Annotated in this window: 19 protein-coding genes; 7 read left to right on the top strand and 12 right to left on the bottom strand. The window is 68.9% G+C overall.

Translation table 11 applies throughout. The annotated features are described in order from the left end of the window. Window positions 1–3: 3 nt before the first annotated feature. Window positions 4–1962 carry a S9 family peptidase gene (locus SD37_RS25295; protein ID WP_044851101.1) on the top strand — a complete coding sequence of 653 codons (1959 nt, stop codon included), beginning with the start codon at window positions 4–6 and terminating at the stop codon, window positions 1960–1962. Between the two features lie 97 nt (window positions 1963–2059). On the opposite strand, the gene SD37_RS25290 is transcribed toward SD37_RS25295, so the two are convergent. The 3 genes from SD37_RS25290 to SD37_RS25280 all read right to left on the bottom strand — a co-directional run bounded on the left by SD37_RS25290 (window position 2060) and on the right by SD37_RS25280 (window position 4877). Beyond that, window positions 2060–2716, bottom strand: coding sequence for an RES family NAD+ phosphorylase (locus SD37_RS25290; RefSeq protein ID WP_037313256.1), 657 nt, complete (start codon window positions 2714–2716; stop codon window positions 2060–2062). Window positions 2717–2991: 275 nt separating this feature from the next. Continuing rightward, complete coding sequence (locus SD37_RS25285; RefSeq protein WP_044851100.1) at window positions 2992–3573, bottom strand: hypothetical protein; 582 nt, start codon at window positions 3571–3573, stop codon at window positions 2992–2994. Window positions 3574–3896: 323 nt separating this feature from the next. Next, the gene (locus SD37_RS25280; RefSeq protein ID WP_044851099.1) at window positions 3897–4877 is read right to left on the bottom strand and encodes a LacI family DNA-binding transcriptional regulator; all 981 of its coding nucleotides are present in this window, start codon (window positions 4875–4877) and stop codon (window positions 3897–3899) included. 121 nt (window positions 4878–4998) lie between these two features. Between SD37_RS25280 and SD37_RS25275 the strand changes: the two genes are divergently transcribed. From SD37_RS25275 to SD37_RS25260, 4 genes are all read left to right on the top strand, one after another. Next, window positions 4999–6489 (top strand): FGGY-family carbohydrate kinase, encoded by a 1491-nt coding sequence (locus tag SD37_RS25275; RefSeq protein ID WP_044851232.1) that lies wholly within the window; start codon window positions 4999–5001, stop codon window positions 6487–6489. Between the two features lie 12 nt (window positions 6490–6501). Next, window positions 6502–6906, top strand: a complete 405-nt coding sequence (locus SD37_RS25270; RefSeq protein WP_083255074.1) for an NUDIX hydrolase — start codon at window positions 6502–6504, stop codon at window positions 6904–6906. A gap of 212 nt (window positions 6907–7118) precedes the next feature. Next, entirely contained in the window at window positions 7119–7604 is a 486-nt protein-coding gene (locus tag SD37_RS25265) for an MmpS family transport accessory protein (RefSeq protein WP_044851098.1), read from the top strand. Window positions 7605–7660: 56 nt separating this feature from the next. After that, window positions 7661–8428, top strand: coding sequence for an ABC transporter permease (locus tag SD37_RS25260; protein WP_044851230.1), 768 nt, complete (start codon window positions 7661–7663; stop codon window positions 8426–8428). Here the strand turns inward: SD37_RS25260 and SD37_RS25255 are convergent. From SD37_RS25255 to SD37_RS25220, 8 genes are all read right to left on the bottom strand, one after another. Then, window positions 8391–9077: a histidine phosphatase family protein gene (locus tag SD37_RS25255; protein ID WP_044851097.1), complete on the bottom strand. Its 687-nt coding sequence runs from the start codon at window positions 9075–9077 to the stop codon at window positions 8391–8393. The genes SD37_RS25260 and SD37_RS25255 overlap by 38 nt on opposite strands. Before the next feature lie 17 nt (window positions 9078–9094). Then, window positions 9095–10963, bottom strand: a complete 1869-nt coding sequence (locus SD37_RS25250) for a Na+/H+ antiporter (protein WP_083255313.1) — start codon at window positions 10961–10963, stop codon at window positions 9095–9097. A gap of 40 nt (window positions 10964–11003) precedes the next feature. Further along, window positions 11004–11399 carry a VOC family protein gene (locus SD37_RS25245; RefSeq protein ID WP_044851095.1) on the bottom strand — a complete coding sequence of 132 codons (396 nt, stop codon included), beginning with the start codon at window positions 11397–11399 and terminating at the stop codon, window positions 11004–11006. 5 nt (window positions 11400–11404) lie between these two features. Beyond that, window positions 11405–11809 (bottom strand): helix-turn-helix transcriptional regulator, encoded by a 405-nt coding sequence (locus SD37_RS25240; protein WP_201769687.1) that lies wholly within the window; start codon window positions 11807–11809, stop codon window positions 11405–11407. 119 nt (window positions 11810–11928) lie between these two features. After that, a complete protein-coding gene (locus SD37_RS25235; RefSeq protein WP_174567854.1) occupies window positions 11929–15027 on the bottom strand; it encodes a glycosyl hydrolase 2 galactose-binding domain-containing protein in 3099 nt (1032 codons plus the stop codon). A gap of 139 nt (window positions 15028–15166) precedes the next feature. Beyond that, window positions 15167–15559 carry a YchJ family protein gene (locus tag SD37_RS25230; RefSeq protein ID WP_145926723.1) on the bottom strand — a complete coding sequence of 131 codons (393 nt, stop codon included), beginning with the start codon at window positions 15557–15559 and terminating at the stop codon, window positions 15167–15169. Window positions 15560–15583: 24 nt separating this feature from the next. After that, window positions 15584–16075, bottom strand: a complete 492-nt coding sequence (locus SD37_RS25225; RefSeq protein ID WP_236725108.1) for a hypothetical protein — start codon at window positions 16073–16075, stop codon at window positions 15584–15586. Between the two features lie 607 nt (window positions 16076–16682). Continuing rightward, window positions 16683–17942, bottom strand: coding sequence for an HNH endonuclease signature motif containing protein (locus SD37_RS25220; protein WP_065912973.1), 1260 nt, complete (start codon window positions 17940–17942; stop codon window positions 16683–16685). Between the two features lie 274 nt (window positions 17943–18216). Between SD37_RS25220 and SD37_RS25215 the strand changes: the two genes are divergently transcribed. Together SD37_RS25215 and SD37_RS25210 are read left to right on the top strand one after the other, a co-directional pair. Beyond that, a complete protein-coding gene (locus SD37_RS25215) occupies window positions 18217–18513 on the top strand; it encodes an antibiotic biosynthesis monooxygenase family protein (RefSeq protein ID WP_044851986.1) in 297 nt (98 codons plus the stop codon). Window positions 18514–18600: 87 nt separating this feature from the next. Beyond that, window positions 18601–19398, top strand: a complete 798-nt coding sequence (locus SD37_RS25210) for a DUF1684 domain-containing protein (protein ID WP_174567853.1) — start codon at window positions 18601–18603, stop codon at window positions 19396–19398. On the opposite strand, the gene SD37_RS25205 is transcribed toward SD37_RS25210, so the two are convergent. Continuing rightward, complete coding sequence (locus tag SD37_RS25205; RefSeq protein WP_044851987.1) at window positions 19380–20375, bottom strand: BtrH N-terminal domain-containing protein; 996 nt, start codon at window positions 20373–20375, stop codon at window positions 19380–19382. The genes SD37_RS25210 and SD37_RS25205 overlap by 19 nt on opposite strands. Window positions 20376–20379 lie beyond the last annotated feature (4 nt).

Below are 20379 nucleotides of genomic sequence, written 5' to 3'. Positions count from 1 at the left end.
GCCGTGCGTCCCGTTGACATCGAAGCCCTGACGGTCCCCGGCGCTCCCGCGCTGCGCGGAGACCTGCTGCTCACCGCCGTGAGCAGGCCTGATCTGAAGACGAACAGCTACCGCGGTGGCCTGCGCCGGGTCGACCTCGACGGCGGGGAAGGGCCCTGGACCCACGGGATCCAGGACTCCGCCCCCGCCATCTCCCCGGACGGGCGGTGGGTCGCCTTCCTCCGCGCGGGGGAGGGTTCCGGTCGCGAGGCCAAACCGCAGGTGCACGTGATCGCCGCGGCCGGGGGTGACGCGAAGCGGATCACCGACCTTCCCCTCGGCGCCGGCGCCCCGGTCTGGGCTCCCGATTCCCGCCGGATCGCCTTCGTCGCCCGCGTGCCCGAGCCGGGCCGTTACGGCACGGAGAACGCGGACGGCGAAACCCCGGAACCGGGCGAAGAAGCACCGCGGCACATCACGAACCTCTTCTACCGGGTCGACGACGTCGGCTTCCTCAACGACCGTCCACAACGGCTGTTCGTCGTGGACGCCGTCGCCGCGCTGGACGAGCCCGCCCCCGTCGACCTCACTCCGCTGACCGACGACCGTGCCGACGTCGAGCATCCTTCGTGGACGGTCGACGGTGAGTCCGTCCTGATCGTCGCGCCCCGTGACTGGGCCGCCGAAGACACCGTCCGCTCGGACGTCTACGCCGTCCCCGCCGGGGGCGGTGAACCGCGACTTCTGGTGCGGACACTGGGTACCGCGGCCAAACCGGCTTCCGCGCCGGACGGCTCGATCCTGTTCTACGGCACCGAATTTCCCGGTCTGGAAGAGGTCGCCCGCAACACCGGGCTCTGGCACGCGCCGTGGCCCGGCGGCGGCGACCCGTCGCTCGCGCGGCGGCTGACCGACGTCGAATCGGTGGATTGCGACATTGCAGCCGGCCCTCCGGTCGTCCTCGGCGATGAGGCGCTGGTCGTGGTCCGCCACCGCGGTGCCGCCGAACTGCGCGTCGTGCCGCTCGACGCCGACCTGGCGGAGCTGAAAACGTTGCGGTGCCTGGCGGGTGAATCCGCCGCGGTGAAGTCGTTCACCGTCGACGGCGAACGGATCGCCGCGGTGATCGGGACGCCGGAGAGTTCCGGCGATGTCGTGCTGCTGTCCGGAGCGAGTCCCGCCGTGCTCACGGACTACTCGAAAGCGTTGCGGGACACCGGGATCCGTCCGCTGGAGGAGCTGGACGCGACCGCGTCCGACGGCTATCCGGTGCACGGCTGGGTGGTCCGCCCCGAGGGCGAAGGGCCCCATCCCGTCGTCCTGATGGTCCACGGTGGACCGTTCGCGCCGTACGAATGGAAGGTCTTCGACGAGGCGCAGGTGCTCGCCGCGGCGGGCTACGCCGTCATCCTGGGGAATCCGCGCGGTTCCGCCGGCTACGGCGAGAGCCACGGCCGCAGCATCGTCAACGGCTTCGGCACCGTGGACGCGCTGGATCTCCTGACCCTGCTGGACGAAGCGCTGAAACTGGCCGACCTGGACGGCGACCGCGTCGGCGTCATGGGCGGTTCATACGGCGGCTACATGACCAGCTGGCTCGCCGCGCACCACGGCGGCCGGTTCCGCGCCGCGTGGAGCGAGCGCGCGCTCAACGCCTTCGACTCGTTCACCGGCAGCTCGGACATCGGGTGGTTCTTCGCGGAGGGCTACGTCGGGGACGATCCCGACGAGCAGCGCAAGTGCAGCCCGCTGACCTATGCGGGGAAGATCGACATCCCGTTCATGGTCGTGCACTCCGAGCAGGACTGGCGGTGCCCGCTGGAGCAGGCGCAGCGGATGTACGTGGCGCTGCGACGGAACGGGGCTCCCGCGGAATTCCTGCTGTTCCCGGGCGAAGGCCACGAACTCACCCGTTCGGGGAAGCCGCGGCACCGGGTGCAGCGGTTCGACGCCGTGCTGGAGTGGTGGGGCCGCCACCTCTGATCTCCGGGTCTATGAACGCTATGAAAGGTCCTTTCCTTGCAAAATTTGCAAGGAAAGGACCTTTCATAGCACGGGGGGACACGGGGCAGGAGCGGGTTCAGCTCAGCAGCGTGTAGTTCAGCTCTTCGCACACCCGGCCCAGCGGGACGTCGAGTCCCGGATGGTCGAGGGGGAGCAGTACGTCCGGCGCGACCGGCAGCGAGTTCCCGGCGGGCGGATCCCACAGCGCGAGCGCGGGGCCGCCGGAATCCATGGACGACCGGTACCAGACACCGTCGAGGTCGCCGAAGGCGGCGCGGATGGCGCGGGCCCACGCCTGGGTGATCTTCTTCGGGCCGCTGGAGATCTCCTGCGAGGCGCCGACGCGGGTCGGCCACAGACCGGCGAGGTCGAGCAGCCGCAGTGTGCGGGTCGGCCGGACGACGACCAGGCGCGGGCCGCGGGATTTGCGGTCGACCGTGGACGTGGTCTGGAAGACCTCCGCGATGCTGGTGCGCACGGTGAGGCCGAAGTACAGGACGCCGTTGCCGGGGTCGGTGACCGGGCGCCCGCCGCGACCGGGGGTCTGCGGATCGAAGCGGCCGTGCGGGAGCGGGCCGCTGTAGCGGAACGAATTCCACTGCTGGGGGTGATTGCCGTGCGCGGTGAAGATCCTGACCAGCCTGGTGCCGGGGTGCACCGTCACCACGTCGCTGGTGCGGTGCAGCTCCTTGACCAGGACAGAGCGTGCGGGCGGCAGAGGGAGCCGGGCCATACCTCGGGAGTCGTCCGTCCTTGTCGGGTGATCTTGCTCGGTGGGATCAGCCTACGGCCTACCCCCGACTGAAATTTTCCGTCGTCGGGCAGAACACCTTAGCGTCTGAGGTGAACCCGCGTCCGCGATCGACGTCGGCGGGGTGCCGGCTGGTGGGCCACGTCACGTTGAGTGGACAGGGCACCCCGCCACCGCGATAGCCGGGGCCTTCGGCCAGGGCGGGTTCACGCGTGTGGTCCTTTTCCGGGTGCATCTCAGCTCCGCCGGCGGGCACCTCAGAACGGAGACCCTAGCGTGGCCACCAGCCTGGCGACGTGCTCGGGATCGCCGCCGGAAAGCAGCCATTGGCGCGGGGTGGCGGGATGGTCGTTGATCACCAGATCGGCCTGCGGTGTGCTCATGAACGCGGCCACGACCAGCGCGGGCTGGTCCTCGGGCACGGCGCGCAGCACGACCTCCAGGCCGGGCAGCACCCCGGAGCCGGTGAACTGCCAGGCGGGCAGCCGCCAGCCCTGGTCCTTCCAGCCGGTGAGCCTGCCCTCCTTGAGACGGTGGCGGATGCGGCTGTCGTCCACACCCAGCGCCTTCGCCGCTTCCAGCACACTGAGCGCGGAATCCGCGAGTACGGCGTGCGCGGCGACCGTGCGGGCACGGAAGTCCGGTTCGTCCTCGCTGCGGGGCGAGATGTCCAGCCCGACGTCGGTGAGCGCCGCACGCTGATCCGCCGAGAAGTAATGCGACGGATCGGGGTTCGGCGGGGACAGTTTTCGCGCCGCGTCCTCCACGAGGGTCAGGAACTCGTGGGCGTCGACCTTGAGGCCGGCCTTGGCGAGGACGTTCTCGAGCGCTATGGACATGCGCCTAGGGTAACGCGTCTGTGCGGGTTCGTGCGGTCTCATCTCGATTTCGTGGGTGAATTCACCAGAGATGAACACAGAGCGCACGGAATCAAACACGCGCAGTAGGCAATTTCGCCACAGTGTGCCCGGATCGGGCGGCCTTGTCCAGGCTCCCCGGCTTGACAGGCCGCTAAAGGCAACTTACCTTCCGAATGGTAATCGATTTCTTTCCCACCGCTTCGGGGAACCCGGCTGGTGTGGGGCCGGCTTGGGGGAACAAGGGGGTGGGGCGTTCCTGGGCGGCCGGTGCGAACCGGTCGCCCAGGCACGTCGTGCGTCCTTCAGTCGCGCCTCGAACTCCGGCGCACGATCAGTTTCGCCTGCAACGTGGTCGTCGTGGCCTTGCGCGTACTGTCGCCGATCCGGGCGAGCAGCAATTCGGCGGCGACCCTGCCCACCTCGTTCGCGGGCTGGGCGACCACCGTCAGCGGCGGATCGATGAGCGTCGTCCACGGAGCGTCGTCGAAGGACACGATGCCCACGTCCTGTCCCGATCGCAGCCCGCGTGAGGCCAGCGCCTCCAGTACGCCGATCGCCATCGTGCTGTTGCCGATCAGCAGCGCGTCCGGCGGCTCCGGCTCGTCGAGGAGGCTGAGCGCGGCGAGCCTGCCGCCCTCGGCCCGGAACTCGGCACGCCGGGTGAGCGCGTTCTCCGCGCCGACGGCGTCGGTGTAGCCGGCCAGCCGGTCTTCGGCCGTGCGGACCCCGGGTGGCCCGCTGACGCACGCGACCCGCCGGTATCCGCCGTCGAGCAGGTGCTGTGTCGCGTCGCGGGCGGCGAGCCGGGTGTCGACCAGCACCTGGTCGCCGGTGTTCTCCGACAGCGGCCTGTCCACCGCGACCACGGGTGTGCCGCGCTGGGTCAGCCTGTCGACGTTGGTGGCCCGGCCGGTGGGGGAGAGCACCACGCCGGCGACCCGCTCCTGGAGGGCGACGTCGATGTAGCGCCGCTCCTTCTCCTCGTTGTCGTCCGCGTTGCACAACACCACCGAGTAGCCCGCCGTCTGCGCGATGTCCTCCACGCCACGGGCGATCGCGGTGAAGAAGGGGTTCTCCACGTCGGAGATGATCAGCGCGAGTACCGCGGTCTCCTGACGGCGCAGATTCCTCGCGAGCCCGTTCGGGTGGTATCCCAATTCCGCGGCGGCGGCCTGTACCCGGGCCGCGAGGGCCGGATCCACAGTGGACTTTCCGTTGAGCGTCCTCGACACGGTCGCCGTCGAAACCCCGGCCTTCGCCGCCACGTCGTTGATGGTGGCCACCGTGACCTCCCCTTCTGCAGGTGTCTTGACACCTTCGCACGGGAAGAATAGCTTGGCCGACAATCGTTACCATCCGCTGATCGCGTTATGCGCTGATCGCGTTCCGGAGTTCGGAGGTGCCGTGGGCGACCCGGGCCTGGTGCTCGGCATCGACATCGGCACCTCGAGTTCCAAGGGGGTGCTCGTCGATTCCCGGGGCACCGTGGTGGCGCGGGCGTCCCGGCCGCACGAAACCTCCCGTCCCCGGCCTGGCTGGTTCGAGCACGACGCCGAAACCGTGTGGTGGCAGGATTTCCTGGCCTTGGCCAGGAAACTTTCCGCGGGCGCCGGGGATCATCCCATCATCGGGGTCTCGGTCAGCGGGATCGGACCGGTGCTCCTGCCCGCCGACTCTTCCGGGAAACCCTTGCGCCCGGCGATCCTTTACGGCGTCGACACCCGTGCGTACGACGAAATCCGGGAATTAACCCGGGAATTCGGTGAAGAATCCATTGTGGAACGCGGCGGAAGCGCACTCGGCTCGCAGGCCGTCGGCCCGAAATGGCGGTGGCTGGCCAAGAACGAGCCGGAGGTTTTCGAACGGGCGAAACTCTTCCTGATGGCGAGTTCGTTCCTCGTCCTGCGCCTGACGGGGGAATACGTCCTCGATCACCATTCCGCGAGCCAGTGCGACCCGATGTACGACCTGCGTGAAGCCCGGTGGGCGCCGGACAGGGTCGCCGCGATCGCCCCCGGCGTCGAACTGCCCAGGCTCGCCTGGCCGACCGAGGTGGTCGGCGCGGTCACCGCCGAGGCGGCCGCGGAAACCGGCCTGCCGCAAGGGATCCCGGTGACGGCGGGCACGGTGGACGCCTGGGCCGAGGCGACCGGGGCCGGCGTGACCTCGCCCGGGGACACGATGCTCATGTACGGCACCACGATGTTCCTGATTCAGGTGCTCTCCGATCCCCGTCCCGGCCCCGGGTTGTGGACGACCCGCGGCGTGGTCCCCGGCAGTTATTCGCTCGCGGCGGGGATGGCCACCTCCGGGGCGATCACCGACTGGCTGCGGGATCTCTTCGGCGGCGAGTTCGGGGATCTCTCGGCCTCGGCGGGCAGGGTCCCGGCGGGCAGCCGGGGGTTGCTGATGCTGCCGTACTTCGCCGGGGAACGGACACCGATCCCGGATCCGGACGCGCGCGGCGTCATCGCCGGGCTCACCACTTCCCACGGCCGCGCCGAGTTGTACCGCGCGGCGCTGGAGGGCACGGCGTACGGGGTGCGGCACAACCTCGAAGCCATGCGGGAAGCCGGGGGCGGCGCGCGCCGGTTCGTCGCCGTCGGCGGCGGGACGCGAGGCGGGGTGTGGACGCGCATCGTCAGCGACGTCGCGCGGATCGATCAGGAGATCCCCGCGGAAACCATCGGGGCCGCGTTCGGCAACGCCGTTCTCGCGTCCGTGGCGCTGGGGCGGGAACCGGATATCGAAGCCTGGAACCCCGTCGCCGAGATCGTCCGCCCCGGCGCCGACGCCGATGTCTACGACGAGTTCTATCCGCACTACCGCGCGCTCTACCGGTCCACGGTGGACACCGCGCATTTCCTCGCGCGGCACGCCCTCGCTTCCGGGTGACAGAATCGGATCGTGTCCGCATCCGAGATCGATTCACTGGCCTGGATCCACGTCCGCGACCGCCGTCTGCTGTCGGTACGGACCGAAGGCAAGGCCAAGTTCTACCTGCCGGGAGGCAAACGTGAGCCGGGGGAGGGTGATGTCGCCGGGCTGTGCCGGGAGATCAGGGAGGAACTCGGCGTCGAGCTCGACCCGCTCAGCTTCCGCTTCTTCACGCTGCTGAACGAGCAGGCCGACGGTTTCGCGGACGGCCGCCGGGTCCGGATGACCTGTTACACCGCCGAGCATCACGGCGAGCTCCTGCCCGGCCGGGAGATCGCGGAGTCGGCCTGGCTCACGTCGGCCGACGCCCACCTGTGCCCGCCCGCGGGCCGGCGGGGCCTCGGGATGCTCGCGGACGCCGGGCAGGTGGACTGACCGGCCGAGCCCGCGCTGTCACCCAAAGTGAGCTGTCCGGCTCTCCCCGTTTACGCCGATCGCCCGATGACCAGGTACGCCACCTCGGCGAGGACACCCAAAAGGGTGAATATCGGGTTTCTTCCCGATAACGGCTAACGCGGAGTCACCTTCGAACGAGAAGTAGTCGACGCACTCGACGGAAGTGCGCTCGGACGAGAGAAGACCTCTCCATGGGTGTTCCCACCGCGACCCCTCCGGCATCGGCGCCGGCATCGGGTGCCCCGGGCAGGCTGAAACCGCTCGGGACCGTCGTGGTCGTGCTGGGTGTGATGGCCGTCGCCGTCACCTTGACCAGTTACGTACTGCCGAAGGCGTCCCGGCCGGTGCAGAGCCCGCCCGCGCCCCAGGTCGAACAGGCCGCGGCCGCCGTGCGCACCGTGACGCATTCGGTCGTCTACGAGCTTTCCGGCGCGAAGGGCGCGCAGAACGTCACTTACGTCGCGCAGGGCTCGGAACTCATGCAGAAGACCGAAGTGACGGCGCCGTGGAGTACCGCCTTCGAGCGCAAGAGCCAGGAAGGCCGCGACGAGTTCTACAGCGTCTCCGCGCAAGGGTCGGGCACCGGCGCGCTGAAGTGCCGGATCGTCGTCGACGGCGAGGTCGTCAGCGACCACACCGCTCCCGCCGCGGGCGCGCCGGTGACCTGCACGGCCTGAAACCCATCCCGATGATCCCCAGGGCCTGACCGCGTTTCTGCGGCAGGATGACCGGGATGACTGATGGTGCGATCGCCTTCGGCCCCGTCCTCGCCGCGGTTCTCGTCGCGCTGGCGATCTTCGGCGCGGCCGTGGTGCATTTCGGGCAACTGGGCGAGGGGAGGGCGGTGCTGTTCGCGGCCGCCCGCGCCGTGGTGCAGCTCGCCGTCGTTTCGCTGGTGATCGTCGGGATCTTGAAGTCCGGCTGGCTGACCGCCGGATTCGTGCTGCTGATGTTCGCGATCGCGGCGGTCACCTCGGCCCGCCGGATCGGCGTGCCGAAAGAACCGGCGTGGGTCGCGCTCGCCATCGCGGCCGGCGTGGTGCCGGTGCTGGCGCTCGTGCTCGCGACCGGGGTGGTCCCGTGGCGGCCCATCGCGATCGTGCCGATCGCCGGGATCGTCATCGGCGGCGCGATGTCCGCGACTTCCCAGGCCGCGCGGCGCGCCCTGGACGAACTCGTGTCCCGGCACGGCGAGTACGAAGCCGCGCTGGCGCTGGGTTTCCTGCGCCGCCCGGCCGCACTGGAGATCTGCCGACCCTCGGCGGGACAGGCCCTGATCCCCGCACTCGACCAGACCCGCACCGTCGGCCTGGTGACCCTGCCCGGCGCCTACGTCGGTGTCCTCCTCGGTGGCGCCGGGCCGCTGCAGGCCGGGGTGACCCAGGTGCTCGTGCTCATCGGATTGCTGGCCGCGGAGGCCGTCGCGGTCCTGGTCGCCGTGCACCTGGTCGCGGCCGGGCGGATCAGCCGAAAGGCGACTGAAGATGCGACGTGTCGTTGAACCGCCGCACCATCCACTCGTCGCCCGACACCACCAGATGTGAGATCGAGCCGTTGTCCGCGCCGAGGAACGCGAACCGGTTCTTCGCGGCACTGGCCTGCGCGAACACCTCGCCGATCACGCCGCCGTGGGTGAACACGGCGATCCGCCGGTCCGGGTTGGCCGCGGCGAGCCTGCCGATCGCCGCCTTGATCCGGCCGCTGAAGTCTTCCATCGGCTCCGCGCCCGGGATGACGTCCCAGCGCTGTTCCCGCCACAGCTTCTCGACGATCGGGTGGCCTTCGTGGGTGTAGCGGCGGAAGAGCCCGCCCTCCCAGTCGCCGAGGTGGATCTCCCTCAGGTCGGCTTCGAGTTCCGGCTTGAGCCCGAGCTTCGCGGCGAGCGGTGCCGCGGTCTGCGAGGTCCTCCGCAGCGTCGTCACGTACAGCGCGGAGATCCGTTCGTCCGCCAGGCGGCCACCGACGCGTTCGGCGTGCTCCCGGCCTTCCGGCGCGAGGTCGGGGTCGGCCTGGCCGTCGACCATGTCGAACGGCGTACTGGCCTTGGCCGGAGCCGATTCACCGTGGCGGACGAGGAAGATCTCGGTCGCGCCGGGCGGCGGGGAGAACCGGTGCTGACGGTATTCGATCTCCTGCTCAGGGGTGCTCATGCCCGGACGATACCGAGTCAGCCCAGCTGTTTGTCGACGAAGCACCAACGCCAGGTCTCGCCGGGCTCCTGACTGCGCATCACCGGGTGCAGGGTGTCATGGAAGTGCTGCGTCGCGTGCTTGGACGGCGACGAATCGCAGCAGGCGACGTTCCCGCATTTGAGGCATTTGCGCAGGTGGACCCAGGTGGTCCCGTTCGCGACGCATTCGGCGCACACGTCGGCCGCGTCGGGCTGGACCTCCGGCCAGCTCTTGGCCAGATGCTTGCAGGATCCCGCCGTCGCGGCGGGCGTGCGCAGTTCGCGATCGGAGTCCGGCACGGTCTCCTCCTCCCTGTCCAGCATGGATTCCTCGATGTCCAGGCGTTCGAGGATCCGGCGCAGGACATCATCATCGGCCATCCCGGAGTCGCGCGCCTCCAGGAACTTCGCGCGTTCGACTTCGAGCAGTTTCAGCCGCAGGCGCCGGTAGGCGTCGCTCGGCGTCTCGGTGAGCGCGCTCTGCCTGCCGAGCTCTTCCCACGCCGAATCGGACCGGTGCTGCAGCCGGCTGCGCAGGCGCTCGACGATGTCGTCCGGGTCTTCGGGGGTCCGGACCTTCTCCAGCTCGTCAAGCGCGGCCCGCGTCATGTCGTGGAGCACGGCCGCCTCCTGCAGCGCGTCCTCGCCGGGATCGGGCGGGGGCAGTTTCAGGCGGCGCACCAGCACCGGCAGCGTCGTCCCGTGCAGCAGCAGTGTTCCCGCCACGACGACGAACGCGACCAGGACCAGCACGGCCCGCTGCGGGGTGTCCGCGGGCAGCACGAACGCCGCCGCGAGCGTGACGACCCCGCGCATGCCCGCCCAGGCGATCACGGCCGAATACCGCCACGGCCAGGCGTGGCGGCGGAACAGCCGCCGGGCGAGCCCGATCCCCGCCATCCAGACGATGCGGGTGACGATGGTCGCGGCGAGCGTGGCGAGGCAGATCACGACGAGCTGGAGCGCGCTCAGGCCGCTGTCGCCGACCTCGGTCATGATCCGGCGGACCTGCAGCCCGATCAGCAGGAAGACGATGTTCTCCAGCAGGAACTGGATGGTCTGCCAGTTCAGCCTGCTCGCGAGCCGGGACCGGCCGGAAAGCATGCTGGGCGCCTTGTGCCCGAGGATCAGCCCCGCGACGACCACGGCGATCACCCCGGAACCGTGGATCGCCTCGGCGGCGATGTAGGCGATGAACGGGACCACCAGCGAGAGGGCGGTGTCGGTGACCGGGTCCTGGAGCCGGGTGCGGATCATCGCGGCGATCGCGCCGACGGCGAACCCGATCACCAGCCCACCGCCCGCGGCGAGCAGGAAATCCCCGCCCACCTGCAGCAGGCTGACCGAACCGGCGATGGCCGCGATGGCGGTCCGCAACGCGACCAGCGCGGCCGCGTCGTTGAAGAGGCTTTCGCCCTCCAACAGCCTGGTCAGCTTGCGCGGCATCCCGACCTTGCGGGCGACCGCGGTGGCCGCGACCGCGTCGGGCGGGGCGACCACCGCGCCGATCGCGAGCCCGGCGGCGAGCGGCAGACCGGGGATCACCAGCCACGCCACGACACCGACCGCGGCCGTGGTGAAGATGACGAGTCCCACCGACAGCAGCAGGATCGGCCCGCGGTTACGGCGGAAGTCGATCAGCGACGTGCGGATCGCGGTCGCGTACAGCAACGGGGGCAGCAGCCCCAGCAGTACGACCTCCGGGTCCAGTTCGTAGTCCGGGATACCGGGGACGTACGAGGCGACGACCCCGACCGCGATCAGGCACAGGGGCGCCGACCAGTCGAGTTTCCGCGCCGCGGCGGTGACCAGGAGGACGGCCACCACCAATGCCACGAGTTCTACCGCGATCTCCACGCCGCTCATCATCACCTGAGTGCCCCGGTGCGCGCGCACCGAGGCCGGGCTACCGCTGTTCGATCCGCACCAGGTTGCCGGCGGGGTCGCGGAAAGCGCAGTCGCGGACGCCGTGGGGATGGGTGAGCGGCTCCTGGACGACGTCCGCGCCGGTCGCCTGGATCCGGTCGAACGTCGCGATCAGGTCCCGGGTGGCGAGCAGGATGGTCGCGTAACAGCCCTTGGCCATCAGCTCGGCGATCGTGGCGCGTTCTTCGCCGGTGAGCCGCGGATCGGCGGCCGGGGGACGCAGGACGATCGTCGTCCCCTGCCCTCCCGGTGGCTCGACGGTGATCCCGTTCGGGCCTTCCTCACGTACCTCGAAGCCCAGGATGTCGCGATAGAAGGAAAGGGAAGCCTCGAGATCGTCGGCGGGGAGGAAGGGCGCGTGAATCGAGAGGGTCATACGACTCAAGGTAGGTCGGCGCGCGGAGGCGCCGCTTCTCGATTCCTGATCGGCCGCATGACCTGTTTGACGACGCAGCCGGGCATGCCCCGGCCGTCCTCCGCCGCCTGTTTGCGGTACACGCTCGGCGAGACGCCGACCAGCTCGGAGAACCGGGTGCTGAAGGTGCCCAGTGACGAGAAGCCGACGTCGAAGCAGACCTCGGTGACCGACATGTCCCCGCGCCGCAGCAGCATCATGGCCCGCTCGATCCGGCGGGTCATCAGGTAGCTGTAGGGCGATTCGCCGTACGCGGCCCGGAACTCGCGGCTCAGGTGCCCGGCCGAGACGTGCACCCCGCGCGCCAGCGCCTCGACGTCCAGCGGCTGCGCGTAGTCACGGTCGATCCGGTCGCGGACGCGCCGGAGCATGGCGAGGTCGCGCAGGCGCGGGTCGGGTTTGCCGGTCACCCGGTCAGCGTAACCCACGCTGGGACGCCGAAAGGCCCCTTCGCCGGGCGGCGAAGGGGCCTTTCAGGCGACTCCCCTGGCTAGAGGGTGATCTTGTCGACGTTGGGGCCGCCGTTCGCCGTGGTGGCGACCGCCTTGATCTTGTTCACCCCCGCCGCCAGCGTCACCCGGACGGTTTTCGTCGTCCAGGCCGGCCAGGTACCGGTGCTGCCGAAGGCGACACCCGACGCGCTGATCGAGCCGTTGACGGAGAAGTCCAGCGGACGGCTCGTCGTCGTCCCGTTGGCGTACCGGACGACGACGTCGTAGGTGCCCGCCGACGGCACGGTGACCGTCCACTCGACCGAGCTGCCCGCCACGTTGTCGTAGTTGACGAACCCGGTCCCGGTGTAGCCGGCGTGGTTGGACTCCACCGCGCCCTGGACGATCGTGGCGTCCTCGGCCTGGTAGTCGACCGGGTCGCTCGGGCCGGGGCCGGAACCGTCGGCCGGAACGGTCTGCGTGCCGGTGTTCCAGCCCGAGATCCGCACCGACGGCTTGGATCCCTTGAGGTCGGCGGTGCGGTACTTCGCGGTCAGCGTGGTCGTTTCACCCGGCCACAGGCTCACCGCGTTGTCGTTCCATTCCACCGGGAGCACCGGCTTGCCCGCGGAATCCACCACCTTCGAGTCGACGTAGAACGCCGGGAGCTTGCCGCCGGAGGTGTTCTTCAGCGTCACGGTCGTGGTGGTGGTGCCGTCGGCTCCGGCGACCGAGTTCGCCGTCGCGCCGACGGCCGACTGGCCGAGGTTGTTCAGCCCGGACAGATCGGCGAAGGCCGACTGGGGGGTGTAGTACCAGTCGCTGCCGCCCCAGTTGAGCGTGTCCGCCTTGGTGGAGAGCCAGTACACGTTCCGGCTGACCTCCTTGCCGGACGAATCGGTGAGCACCAGCTTCGCCAGGTAGGTCGTCGACAGCCCGCTCACCGCCGGGACGGTGACCGCGGTGGCCTTGGCGCCCAGCGCGCCGACCGAAAGCCCGGTCTTGGTGTTGCTGTACTTCTCCGTGCCGTCGAGGTTGTACAGCTTCGTGGTCGCCGTCAGCCCGCTCACCGCGTTCGACGTCTGGTTGATCACCACGACCGAGCGGTTGTCGTGCGAGTACTGGATGTGCAGCGGCTCATTGGCCTTCTTCGCGCCGTAGTAGGCGCCGTTCTGGTCCATGTAGGCGTCGAACAGCTGCCAGTGCAGCGAAGTCCACGGGCTGTTGAGCATCCAGTAGATCAACCCGGTCGACGGGTTGGTCGAGTCGGTGTAGTTGCGTGAGTGCGACTCGAATTCCGCGCGGACGTTCTCGTACTGCGAGAGCTGCGCCTTGCGCACGAAGTCGTTCAGGTTCGCCGACGCGCCATAGCGCCTGGTGAGCGCGTCACCGAACAGCTTCAGGTTCCCGAAGGTGTCGGAAGACGAGCGGTGGTACTGCTTGGCCGACGGGTTCTTCCACATCGTGTCCAGTTCGCTCGCCGACATCATCCGCTTCAGGGTGTCCATCGTCGGGATGTCGACGCCCGCGCTGGTCTCGGAGTTGAAGCTCCACGCCCCGCCACGGTCCTTTTGCGACTTGTCGTACCAGTACACCGGCGGCACGTAGTCGTACGGGCCGTTCATCTTCATCCCGGACGCGCCGGTGATCGGGGACGGCCTCGCCGAAGCCGCCGGGATCACCGGGAGCAGGAAGTCGGCGGCCTTCATCGCGTCGAGGTAGCCCTGCTCGATCCGCCTGTCCGGCGCGAAGTCGGAGCCGATGTGGAAGGAGATGACGCTCGGGTGGTCACGCAGGCGCTCGGCCTCGGAGAACATCGACGCCTTGGCGACCGGGTAGTCCGACTCGACCCACGGCTCACCCTTCTCCTCGCCGTTGACCTGGCCTTCCCATTTGTCGCAGCATTCCCAGCCGGGCATCGTGAGCACGCCGAGGTCGTCGGCGATGTCGAAGAACTCGTCCGGTTCGATGTGGCCTTCCAGCCGGACCGTGTTGAGCCCGAGGTTCAGCACGTACTTGAGCTTGTCGGCGGCCGCGGTCTCGTTCCAGCGCAGGAACAGATCCGGCGTGTAGCCGCCGCCCCTGATCAGCAGCGGTTTGCCGTTGACGCTGTACTGCCGTCCGCCGCTGGAGTTCAGCGTCGCCTTGACGTCGCGGACACCGAACTTCGACTTCGCGGAGTCGGACGGCGTGCCGCCGACACTCGCGGTCAGGTCGAGGTCGTACCGGTGCTGGCCGCCCATGCCGGCCGGCCACCAGACGTTCGGGCGGTCCAGGCCGACCACCGGGAAGGTGACGGTCTTGCGCTCCTTGGCCGCCAGCGAGACGGTCTGGCTGACCGGCTTGCCCGCGACCGTGCCGGCCACGGTGGTCTGCACCGCGTTCGCCGAGTCGTTGCGGACGTCGGCCTTCACCGTGAGGTCGGCGTGGTCGAGCGCGGAGTTCAGCTTTTGGATCACGTGGGCGCTGCGCAGGGCGACCGCTCCGCTGCGCCGGACCAGGACGTCACGGACGATGCCCATGTTCTGGTCCGGCGGGGTCTGCGCCCAGTCGATCCAGCCCATCGAGAGATCCTTGTTGGGATCGTTGGGATAGACCTTGAAGGCGACGCTGTTGACACCCGCGCGCACGTGCGCGGTGATGTCCAGGTCATGACGGGTGTAGGCGCCGTTGACCTGGTCCTTCGTCGCGACCTTGGTGCCGTTGACCCAGACGTCGGCCTTCGAGAGCACGCCGCTGAAGTCGAGGTAGGTGCGCGACGAGGTGTCGTCGACGTTCAGGTCGGTGCGGTACCACCACGGCACGGAGAACTGCGCCGCCGGGACGTTCTGCATGTTCGTCGAATAGAACGGGTCGGCGTACTTGCCGTTCTGCAGCAACCCGGCGTAGACCGTCGACCGCGACGAAACGGGGTACCAGCCGGAGGTGGGGAAGCCCGGCTTCGACACCGCCGAATCGTCGCTGACCTGCGCCGAGGACTGGATCACGTAACCGGGGATCGGGGTGGCGTTACCCGCGGCGGCGCCGACGGACAGCGGCACGGCCACTTCCGCGCCGGTGGCGGCGGGAGCGGTGGTCACCCCGCAGACCGCGGCGGCCAGCGCGGTGACGGTCATGGCCAGTAACGGGATCCGGGTTCTCTTCTGCCGAAAACTCACGAGCGCGCCTCCTCGGGCACACGGCGGCGGACCTGGGGTGGAAATCGTTAAGAAAGTTCCCTAACAATGTGGGGAGATAGTAGCCGCCTCGCCACGTGGGGAACAGACCCTTGCTGCGGGTTTGTCAGCGGCGAGCGGGTCAGCCGACGGGCGCCACGTAGATCCACTGCCCGTCCACGCGGGCGAAGCGGCTGTTCTCGTGCATGCTGTCGGCCCGGCGACCTTGCCGGTAGTGGGCCCGGAACTCCACGGTGCCCTCGTTCTCCAGCAGTCCGCCGCCGGTCTTGCCGAGGATCTCCAGGAACGTCCAGCGCTGGTCCGGGTCGAGTTCGAGGTCCGCGGGCCTGGTCTCCGGGTCCCAGGTCTTCGTGAGGTACACCGTGTCGCCGACGGCGAACGCGCTGAACCGCGACCGCATCAGGAGTTCGGCGGTCGGCGCGGTCGCGGTTCCCCGGTGGAAGCGGCCGCAGCAAGCGCCGTAGGGCTCGCCAAGGCCGCACGGGCAACGGGCTTCGTCGGTGATCGCAGGCACGCGGGTGATTGTGTCATCGCGCCGTCAAGGCGAGGGGAACTCGACGGCGAGTTCGACCGCCGTCTCCAGGGTCGCTTCGCTCGGCCGTCCGGCCTGGGGAGCGGACTCGGCGATCACGACCAGCCTCTGCCGCAGACGGGAGTCGTAGTTTTCGCCGGTGAAGCGGCTTCCGTGGTGCGTCTCGCCGTAGAGCGCGACGTTGCCGGTGCCGTCCCTGTCGATGAGCCGCTTCAGGTCGCTTGCCTCGCTCGCCTTCGGCATCTTCACCCACGCGATGGATACCGCGATGGTGTTCCCGGAGCCGTCGTCGACGGTGACGAACATGCGATCGAGATCGGCGCAGGGATGACGCAGGAAGAACTTCTGGACCTCGCCGAAGGAATGCGGTCCGCATTTCAGTTCCTGTTTCGCGGTTTTCTTGAGCTGCCGCCAGCCCAGACGCTGCCATGCCTCGGCATGACGGCCCTTCTTCGCGGAATTCTTACCGGCGCTCTTACCGGATGTCTTGCCTTTCAAGGCTTGACTCGCGGCTGAGTCGAGGGTGGCGGCACCGCCTCCACCTGCGCCGACGCCGACCCCGACCACGGCGACCACTCCCGCGGTGGCCGCCGCCGCGAGGCTGTTTCGGCTTGTCCAGCGGCCTTTATCGTCGCGTGGTTGATCGGGTCTTCCCATGATGTGTTCCGTCCCCTCCCAAGTCCGGAACGGACGATCCTGCTCCGGGATCTGGGGGAGGATCGAGGGCTTTCCGGGGAATACGCCCGGATGGCGCAATCGGTGGTCTCCTTTCTTCACCGGTCTGTTGTGACGGTTCGGCCGGCTCGCCGTGCGGCGGTCTTGGTGGGTCTTGTGTGTGGGCGCGTTTAGCCGGCTAAACGCGGTTCGGGGGTGCGGCCGAGGGTGGTGCGCCGGGCTTGTCGTAGCAGGTCGAGGTATTGGGGCCGGATGAACTCCGGTAACCCGTCTGCGGCCATGCGGACTTCCCAGTCGCGGATGCTCAGGGCTCGTTGTTGGTGACGAGTCGTCTGTGCCTCGGGCATCTCCGGTGGGTCGTCTGTCTGTGGGCATGCCGAGGGGCCCGTCGCCGGTGTGGCTGGCGCGGGCTCCTCGGGTGGCGTAGGGATCAGGCGGCGGCGCGGTGCAGGATGTTGCGCCGGGTTCGCCGTAGCGGGTCCAGATACTGGGGCGGGATGAACTCGGGTAGCCCGTCGGCTGCCATGCGGACTTCCCAGTCGCCGTGGTGGATCAGCCGGTGGTGGAAACCGCACAGCAGCGTGAGATTCCGCAGGTCGGTCGGTCCGCCGTCTGCCCAGTGGTGAATGTGGTGGGCGTGGCAGTTCTTCGGCGGCCGATGACAGCCCGGGAACGCGCAGCCCCCGTCGCGGATGTTCAACGCCCGTCGCTGACCGGGAGTGACGAACCGTCTCAGACGCCCCACATCCAGCGGCTCACCAGCCGCGTTGAGAACGACCGGCAGCAGCAGGCAGTCGCAGGCCGCCATCCGAGCCTCGCGAGCGGTCATTGTCCCGACGTAGTCCACACAGGCGGTCCCAAGACCGGTCTTCAGCTCGTCGAGGCCGATGGTGACGTGCACCAGCGTCCGGTAGCCGGAGGTGCCGGGCTGGTCGGGGCAGGCGATCGCCAGGTCGACCAGGTCCACCCACGCATCACCCAGGCGCTCGGGTTTCGTCCGCAGATCGGCTTGGCCGAACTCGTCGACCGGGCGCGGCGCAGCGTGGGCCTCGAGGGCGGTGGCGGTGCGGGCACCGGCTTCGTCGTCGAGGAGGCCGTTCAGTTTCCAGAACCCGTCTTTGCGGCGTTCCAATGTCAACTCGCGGCGCGGTTGCTTCGGTTCGGGCTCTTTCGGCTCGGCACCGTCGGGGTCGAGCCAGCCGAGTAGGTTCTGTTCGGCTTCGGCCAGCTGCCGGGGCCCGGCGTGCCGGGCCAGATCGGCAAGGGTCCTCTCCGCGCTCTCCCGGTCCTCCACCGATGTATCCAGCGGCAGGCTCGCCAGGAAGTCCAGAATCTGCTGGATTCGCTCGTCCCCGACCGCCCCCTCAGCAGCAGCGGCAGCGGTAGCAGGCGCCACAGCCGGAAGCTCCCTGCCATCCAAACCACGCGTGGGATTCAGCGCGATCGCCCGATTCACCACAGGTCGCGCTTCACCGAAGGAAAGCCCGGCCACGTCAGCGAACCATGTGGCCGTCGATCCGTACCCGTACAAGTCTTTCGCGCCCCGAGACTCGATCTCCGCCAGATACTGCCCCAGTCCGGCGGTGGCGACCCTGATCACCTGCAGGAACTGTTGCACGCCATGGGCAAGCTCCAGCTTGCCGGCGCGCCATAACTCCTGCGGCAACTCGGGAAGGATCGTCTCGGACACCTCACGATAATACCAAAGAATTCGAACACGTGTTCTTAATTTTAAGTGATAAGGAATCAGTGACTACTACTAGTGGGTGATGCGAACCGGGTGACACCCGGTATTCAAGAGAGCTCAGTCGAGAACCAAAGCAGTTAGTCGACTAATTGCGAAGCAGTCGGCCGTCGGCACGTTCACCGTGTGGTTCCAAGTGCTCACACCATCACCGACCGTGCCGCCGACGAGAAGAGCCAGTCGGCGCTGGACAGGTTGTCCGTCGCCTAACATCTGCGTCATGACGACAGTGGAACTGACCCGCTTCAAGGTCCCGGCCGACCGCGCGGACGAACTGCTCCAGGCCCGCCCCGCGATGCTCGCCGACTTCCGGGACGACCGGGAAGGGTTCCTCGACGCCCAGCTGATCCGGGTCGACGACGAGACCTGGCTCGACGTCGTGTGGTGGCGATCGTCCGAGGACTTCGCCGCGTCCCGCGAGAAGGGCGCCAACCTGCCGGGGATCAAGGCGTTCTTCGCGCCCATCACCGAACTGGTCTCCGCGGAGGAAGGCACCACCGCGGACTACCGGGCCTGAGCGCCGCCCACATTCCGGGACGGGAAATATCGCCGCCGCCGCGCCGTTGACCCGTGAGAAGACGCGAGGTCACGGAAGGGATCGGCGATGAGCACAACCCTGGACACGTTCACCCGGGACTGGCAGGACTGGAAGACCCAGCGCGAGCGTGATCTCGCCGATCCGCTCGGCTGGCTCGCCCTGGTCTCGCTCGACTGGCTCGAGGACAAGCCGCGCGCGTACGAGGGGCTGCCCGGCTTGTGGTGGCAGGACGCCGACGCGGCGTACCTCGACCCGCAGGGCGCGGACGTCTCACACGACGGCGAGCGGATCACCGGCGTCCGCCGCTTCGAACTGGTCAACAGCGGTGCGACCACCCGGGTCGTGGCCGGGGACATCGAGATCGAGGTCGCGCGCCGCGGTGGGTACCTGATCCGCGTGCACGATCCGAAAGCCCCCGTGCTCAACGCCTTCCGCGGTGTCCCGGCGTACGAGCCCGACGAGTCATGGGTGCTTACCGGCACCTTCGAGGCCTTCGGCGAGCCGCGGCCGACCACGGTCGGGGCGGTCGTCGAAGGCCTCAGCCATGTGTACGTCTCCCCGGGCATCGTGCGGTTCGAACACGACGGCGAGGAGTACACGCTCACCGCGTTCAACGGCAAGCAGGAGGGCCTGAACATCCTGTTCACCGACGCGACGAGCGGCGTCACCACCTACGCGGCGAACCGGTCGCTCGCGGTGGCCGCCCCCGCGGCGGACGGATCCGTCGTCCTCGACTTCACCCGCGCCACGAATTTGCCGTGCGCGTTCACCGATTTCGCCACCTGCCCGTTGCCGCCGGCGGGAAATCGGCTGCCGTTCGCGGTCGAAGCGGGGGAGAAGCTCCCCTACGAGCGACAGGGCTGAACCGTCGCCAGCGCCGTCATCGCCTCCTGTTCGCGTCGAGCCAGCTCGGACAGGACGGCGGAGGCGTCGGACAGATGCCGTGCATCGCCCGTTTCGCCGGCGTTCTCGAACAAGCGCGCCACTTCGGTCCACAGTGGAGTGATCTGGCGGTACTTCTCGGCGGCGGTACGGAGACCGGCGTCGTCGACGAGGGTCGCGCTCTCCTCCAGGAAGTCGCGGTAGATCCGGCGGAAGAGCGCGCCGCCGGTCCCCGCTTGTTCCATCAGGACGGCGGCCTGCGGCAGGTCGCGAGCGGGATCGCTGCTGCGGTCGAGCCATTTCCGTACCTGGACGGCGGCTTTGCCGATCCCGCGGTGGCCGAGGTTGGCGATGGGCGGATTGAGGAACTCCGCCGCGTTGGCCCGTACGGCCGAGCGAACGGCGTCGGCGAGCGGAACGGGAGTCGCGTCCGCGGCAAGGGTGAATGAACGGTTCTTCGCGGTCATCGGGCCCTTCTCCGCGCGGGCGCGTGCCAGGCTCCCCAGTGACGTCGATACGGAACCACCCTGCTGAGCCGTGTCGACGAGGTACGCGCGCTCGTCGTCGTAGCCGTACAGGGCGACGAAGTGCCCTCCGAAGTGGACCTTCGACGTGAAGTACTCCAGGTGGTACGAGTCGAGCTGCAGGCCGACAGGGACACCCGCGTCGATCTGCTCGGCCGCGTTCCGCCACGCCGTGCGCGCCGACGTCGTTTCCTTGACCCGCAAGGTCAGCCCGAGGCGGTCGGCCAGCTTCCGGGTGATCTCGGCGGGTTTGCGGCGCCCGCCGAGAAAAGGGAACGGCAGGTTCTTCCCGTCCCAGTAGATGAAGCCCAGCCCTTCCCCGAGTCCGAACAGCATCGGCTCGGACAGCTCGACCCCGGCATGGCGCAGGAGGACGTCGAGAGTGCTGGTCTCGCAGTGCTCGCCGCCTGTCGTCTTCACATCGTCGAGGATCATGGGA

This window comes from Amycolatopsis orientalis (assembly GCF_000943515.2).
Classification (GTDB): domain Bacteria; phylum Actinomycetota; class Actinomycetes; order Mycobacteriales; family Pseudonocardiaceae; genus Amycolatopsis; species Amycolatopsis orientalis.
The sequence above is the reverse complement of the archived record's forward strand: the minus strand, read 5'-3'. Positions and strand labels throughout refer to the sequence as shown.

Bases quoted from the DNA above. Each gene is read 5' to 3' on its own strand.
- SD37_RS25290 (WP_037313256.1), bottom strand. From the start codon at position 2,716: ATGGCCCGGCTCCCTCTGCCGCCCGCACGCTCTGTCCTGGTCAAGGAG.
- SD37_RS25285 (WP_044851100.1), bottom strand. From the start codon at position 3,573: ATGTCCATAGCGCTCGAGAACGTCCTCGCCAAGGCCGGCCTCAAGGTC.
- SD37_RS25265 (WP_044851098.1), top strand. From the start codon at position 7,119: ATGGGTGTTCCCACCGCGACCCCTCCGGCATCGGCGCCGGCATCGGGT.
- SD37_RS25260 (WP_044851230.1), top strand. From the start codon at position 7,661: ATGACTGATGGTGCGATCGCCTTCGGCCCCGTCCTCGCCGCGGTTCTC.
- SD37_RS25255 (WP_044851097.1), bottom strand. From the start codon at position 9,077: ATGAGCACCCCTGAGCAGGAGATCGAATACCGTCAGCACCGGTTCTCC.
- SD37_RS25250 (WP_083255313.1), bottom strand. From the start codon at position 10,963: ATGAGCGGCGTGGAGATCGCGGTAGAACTCGTGGCATTGGTGGTGGCC.
- SD37_RS25245 (WP_044851095.1), bottom strand. From the start codon at position 11,399: ATGACCCTCTCGATTCACGCGCCCTTCCTCCCCGCCGACGATCTCGAG.
- SD37_RS25240 (WP_201769687.1), bottom strand. From the start codon at position 11,809: ATGCTCCGGCGCGTCCGCGACCGGATCGACCGTGACTACGCGCAGCCG.
- SD37_RS25215 (WP_044851986.1), top strand. From the start codon at position 18,217: ATGACGACAGTGGAACTGACCCGCTTCAAGGTCCCGGCCGACCGCGCG.
- SD37_RS25210 (WP_174567853.1), top strand. From the start codon at position 18,601: ATGAGCACAACCCTGGACACGTTCACCCGGGACTGGCAGGACTGGAAG.
- SD37_RS25205 (WP_044851987.1), bottom strand. From the start codon at position 20,375: ATGATCCTCGACGATGTGAAGACGACAGGCGGCGAGCACTGCGAGACC.